This window comes from uncultured Flavobacterium sp. (assembly GCF_963925415.1).
Taxonomy (GTDB): domain Bacteria; phylum Bacteroidota; class Bacteroidia; order Flavobacteriales; family Flavobacteriaceae; genus Flavobacterium.
In genome coordinates this window covers 1-4,610 of record NZ_CAWUTS010000113.1, presented here as the reverse complement: position 1 = coordinate 4,610, position 4,610 = coordinate 1, and the positions used below count along the sequence as shown (strand labels likewise).

General features: G+C 30.4%; 8 protein-coding genes. All 8 read right to left on the bottom strand.

The features are described 5' to 3' along the window. On the bottom strand, positions 1–232 hold a 232-nt coding region (locus AABM47_RS09110; protein ID WP_338410614.1), incomplete at its 3' end, for a signal recognition particle receptor subunit alpha. Between the two features lie 88 nt (positions 233–320). Continuing rightward, positions 321–473, bottom strand: coding sequence for a DUF4295 domain-containing protein (locus AABM47_RS09105; protein WP_338410613.1), 153 nt, complete (start codon positions 471–473; stop codon positions 321–323). 78 nt (positions 474–551) lie between these two features. Continuing rightward, positions 552–734 carry a 50S ribosomal protein L33 gene (gene rpmG / locus AABM47_RS09100; protein ID WP_338410612.1) on the bottom strand — a complete coding sequence of 61 codons (183 nt, stop codon included), beginning with the start codon at positions 732–734 and terminating at the stop codon, positions 552–554. Between the two features lie 30 nt (positions 735–764). After that, positions 765–1,001: a 50S ribosomal protein L28 gene (rpmB, locus tag AABM47_RS09095; protein ID WP_338410611.1), complete on the bottom strand. Its 237-nt coding sequence runs from the start codon at positions 999–1,001 to the stop codon at positions 765–767. Positions 1,002–1,086: 85 nt separating this feature from the next. Further along, a complete protein-coding gene (locus tag AABM47_RS09090) occupies positions 1,087–2,325 on the bottom strand; it encodes a CinA family nicotinamide mononucleotide deamidase-related protein (RefSeq protein ID WP_338410610.1) in 1,239 nt (412 codons plus the stop codon). Between the two features lie 2 nt (positions 2,326–2,327). Next, positions 2,328–2,675 (bottom strand): histidine kinase, encoded by a 348-nt coding sequence (locus AABM47_RS09085; protein ID WP_338410609.1) that lies wholly within the window; start codon positions 2,673–2,675, stop codon positions 2,328–2,330. Further along, positions 2,675–3,286: a fumarylacetoacetate hydrolase family protein gene (locus AABM47_RS09080; protein WP_338410608.1), complete on the bottom strand. Its 612-nt coding sequence runs from the start codon at positions 3,284–3,286 to the stop codon at positions 2,675–2,677. The genes AABM47_RS09085 and AABM47_RS09080 overlap by 1 nt, the downstream gene beginning before the upstream one ends. A gap of 66 nt (positions 3,287–3,352) precedes the next feature. Then, complete coding sequence (locus AABM47_RS09075) at positions 3,353–4,123, bottom strand: 3'-5' exonuclease (protein ID WP_338410607.1); 771 nt, start codon at positions 4,121–4,123, stop codon at positions 3,353–3,355. Between the last annotated feature and the right edge of the window lie 487 nt (positions 4,124–4,610).

The following is a 4,610-nucleotide window of genomic DNA, read 5'->3' as shown; positions in this document are numbered from 1 at the left end:
GTTGAATAATTTTTAATGTAGTATTTACACCCACATCGGATGAAATTAAAATTTCTTCTAGTTGATCTAGAACCTCATCATCAACTTTAGACTTACCTGCTACTGCTTTAGATAGTTTTGAAAAAAAAGTTGATTTAGACTTCTCTAAACCCTTATCTAAGGTTTGTTTTGCCTGCTCGTTTAAGTTGTGGCCTTTATTATCTGAAGAAAATATTTTTTTAAAAAAACTCATTAAGCTAAGTTTATAATTTCAAACAAATATAAAAATAAAAAAGCTACTTTCAAATGAAAGCAGCTTATCTATATGTTATATTATTTGCTTATTTCTTTTTTAAGAACTCATCTACAAGTTCTGGAGCCATTACTGACTCAACAAAAGTATATGCACCAGTTTTTGGAGATTTAACCATTCTAATTGCTTTGGTTAATCTTTTAGAAGCTGTTTGTAATGTTGCTACGGTTTTCTTTGCCATGATTAAATGTATTTGAAATTTTTAGTAATTTAAAAATCTCTAATTAATAGTTATTTGATATTTAATAAAAATATCTAATTATTTAATTTCTTTGTGAACTGTTACTCTTTTTAATACAGCGTTGAATTTTTTAATTTCCAATCTGTCTGGAGTGTTTTTTTTGTTTTTAGTAGTGATATAACGAGAAGTTCCTGCTACACCAGACGCTTTATGCTCTGTACACTCTAAAATAACTTGTATTCTATTACCTTTCTTTGCCATCTTTATATATTTTTTTTAGAGGTTTTCGGATTAAAATTTCATTCCGTTAGCTTTTGCTTTTTTCATAGCAGCTTCAATACCAATTTTATTAATAGTTTTTAAAGCAGCTGCAGATACTTTTAAAGTAACCCATTGATCTTCTTCTGCAACATAAAAACGTTTTTTAAATAAATTGACAGAGAATTTTCTCTTTGTTTTATTCATGGCGTGAGAAACATTGTTTCCAGTCATCGCTCTTTTTCCTGTAAGTTCACAAACTCTTGACATTATTGAAGTCTTTTATTGTTATTCTAAATAAGGGTGCAAAGAAACAAAAATTATATCAATATACAAACAATGTTTGAGATTTTTTTTATATTTCTTTATATACTAATTCAAATGCTTTATTTACAGCTCTATCTATTACTTTTTCTCTGGGTTGGCCAAACTCAAATCGTTCAACAAATACTGAATTTGGGCTTGCAACAGCTATAAATACTACCCCTAAATCTTCTTCCGACTCTCCTTTTAAAGGACCAGCATTACCTGTTGTTGCAACAGCAAAATCAGATTGCATAATACGTTTTACATTGACGGCCATTTCACGAGCAACTTGCTCGCTTACAACAGAGTGATTTTCAATTGTTGCTTTTAAAACACCCAAAACATTTATTTTTGACTGGGTTTCATAAGTAACTAAACTGCCTTTAAAATAATTAGAAGAACCCGCCACAGAAGCTATCATTTGCCCTATTTTTCCTCCCGTACAACTTTCTGCAGTAGCTATTGTAAATCCTTTTTCTTTTAATTTTCTGCCCAAAACAACCTCTATGGTATCTGATTCTTCAAAACCAACAATAATATCATAAATTAGAGGTGTCAATGTAAATACTTGCTTTTTAATGGCTTCTTTTAACTCACTCTCGTTAGTTCCACGTGCCGTTAATCGCAAACGAACTCTCCCCGGACTTGGCAAATATGCTAGCTTTATAAAAGCTGGTAAATTGTTTTCCCATGCCTCTATTTGCTCTGCAATCATACTTTCACCTCTTCCATAAGTCATTAGGGTTTGATGGACAATAAATGGCCGTTCAAATTTTTGAATTAAAGCAGAAATAACCTCGTTTTCTATAAGATATTTCATTTCATAAGGAACTCCTGGCAAAGATATAAAAACAGTGTTTTCGTATTCCATCCACATCCCTGGTGCGGTACCCATTTTATTAAATAATATTTTTGCTTTTGATGGAACAAGTGCTTGATCTATGTTTAATTGAGTAATAGGCCTCTTATAAATTCCTTCTATCATTTGAGTTACATGTTCTAACACTTCAGGGTGCTCTACTAATGTGTCATTAAAATACTCGCAAAAGGTTTTTTTTGTAATGTCATCTTTTGTTGGGCCTAAACCTCCAGTAACAATAACTACATCAACATTGTTTTGTAATTTTTGAAAGGTAGAAATAATGTGATCCTTATCATCTGAAATAGACAGCATCTCATGGGTTGCAATGCCTATTTTATCTAGGGCTTTTGCAATAAATGAAGAATTAGAATCAACAATTTGCCCAATGAGTATTTCGTCTCCAATAGTTACAATTGTAGCCTTCATACTTATTTTATATTGTAGTTTTTTTTGATTTCTTTAGAAGATAATTCAATTTGAACTTTTAGTAATTTAAAATTTTCTTTAATCTCTTTTTTCTTTTTTTCTGATTTAGCCCAAATCATGATTTCATTTATTTCTTCATAGGCCAAATCCATACCTAATAAGTCTAATGTTGGCTTAATTTTATGAGCCGCTTTGTATACCTTTTGATGATTTTTTTCATTGATACCCTGCTTAATGTTTTGTATTTCTGAAGAAACTTCTTTAAAAAAAAGCATTAATATTTGATGTACAAAATCGGCATCATCCGATGAAATTTCATAAACCTTTGCTAAATTGTAATGTAAAGCCATTATTTAACTTGAATTTTAAATACTTGTTTGCCTTCAATAAACCCCTTTAATTCATCTCCATTTTTAACTTGAGAAACGCCTTTTGGTGTTCCTGTAAAAATAACATCTCCTTTTTTTAAAGTAAAATATTGAGAAACGTACGATATTAATTCATCTATTTTCCAGAGCATTAAACCTGTATTTCCTTGTTGAACTACTTTATTATTGGAATGTAATTCAAAGTTAATATTTTCTAGCGATTCAAATGATTCTTTTTGCACAAATTCTCCTATTAAAGCTGAGCCGTCAAATGCTTTTGCTTTTTCCCAAGGCAACCCTTTGGCTTTCAATTCATTTTGAACATCTCGAGCCGTAAAGTCGATTCCTAATCCAATTTGATCATAATATTTATGGGCAAATTTTGGACTGATGTATTTTCCAACTTTACAAATTTTAACTAAAATTTCAACTTCATGATGTACATCGTTGCTAAAAGCAGGAATTACAAAAGGAAATTTTTTAAGCAATATAGCCGTGTCAGGTTTTAAAAAAATAACAGGCGCTGTTGGCTTTTCGTTTTGGAGTTCAGAAATATGGTCTGTGTAATTACGACCGATACAAATTATTTTCATTTTTAAGTAATAGGTTGTGGGTCGTAGGTTATAGGTTATCACCAAACACCTTTTGCCCCTTTAGCACTATTTAGTGTTTAACTTTCTTAATTTTATGGCTGTTAATACTTTTTTTGTATATAACGGAAAATCAGCGTTTTGCAACCAACTGAAGTAACCTGGCTCTTTATCTAAAATTTCATCTACTAAAACACCTTTGTGTTTTCCAAAAGAAAATACTTCTTTACCCTCATTATTGTATGCAATAAATCCTGCAAAATCTACTGATTTTTTTCGTGTTGTAAATTCAGATAAGGTTTTCATATCATTTTCTAAATCGGGATATCGATCCAGTTGTGCCTTTAAAATTTCATAGGTTGCCATAGTATCTGCTTCTGCAGAATGAGCGTTTTCTAAACTTTCACCACAATAAAATTTATATCCAGCACTTAAAGTTCGCTCTTCTTTTTTATGAAAAATAGTTTGCACATCAACTGAAACTTTATTCTTCATGTCAAAATCAACACCTGCTCTTAGCATTTCTTCTGCCAATAAAGGAATATCAAAACGATCAGAATTGAAACCTGCCAAATCGGAATCTTTAATCATGTTGTTAACTTGAGTTGCCAATTCTTTAAACGTAGGCTCATTAGCTACTTTTTCATCTGTAATACCATGTACAGCAGTTGTTTGTGCAGGTATTGGAATAGTAGGATTTACCAACCATGTCTTACTTTCTTTGGTGCCGTTAGGATGTACTTTAAAAACGGATATTTCTACAATTCTATCTTTTGACACATCTATTCCTGTAGTTTCGAGATCAAAAAAGCAGATGGGTCTCGTTAGTTTTAATTCCATTGATTTTTTATTTAAAAAGATATATATATAATTAATATTATGGGTAATAGTACACAAACATTCAAACCAAAAAACGAATCTATAAGGATGTACAGGTCTAAAAAAAACAAAAATACAATAATGAATTTAAAAATACACAAAGATATTGTGGTAAATATTTGCACAAAATTTCTGACACTAAAATTTAATTATTATTTGTGATTAACAACAAAACATTAACGTATAAATACTGGCGCAAAAAACCTTATGAACAACGTTCGTGTAAAATTTCAACGTTTCAGCCTACGCAAAGGCTTATTACAGAAAAGAAATAACACCTAACAAAAGAAAATAAAGTACTTGTAATGGGCAGAAATCCATATTGAAAAACAACAGAAAATCTTTGACTGCCTCAACGAGCCAGAAGCTCTTGAAAAGATTAAAGCATAATACTTTAATAAAATGAAAAAAGTAATTTATTCTTTATCAATTATTGTTTTTTTTTAAG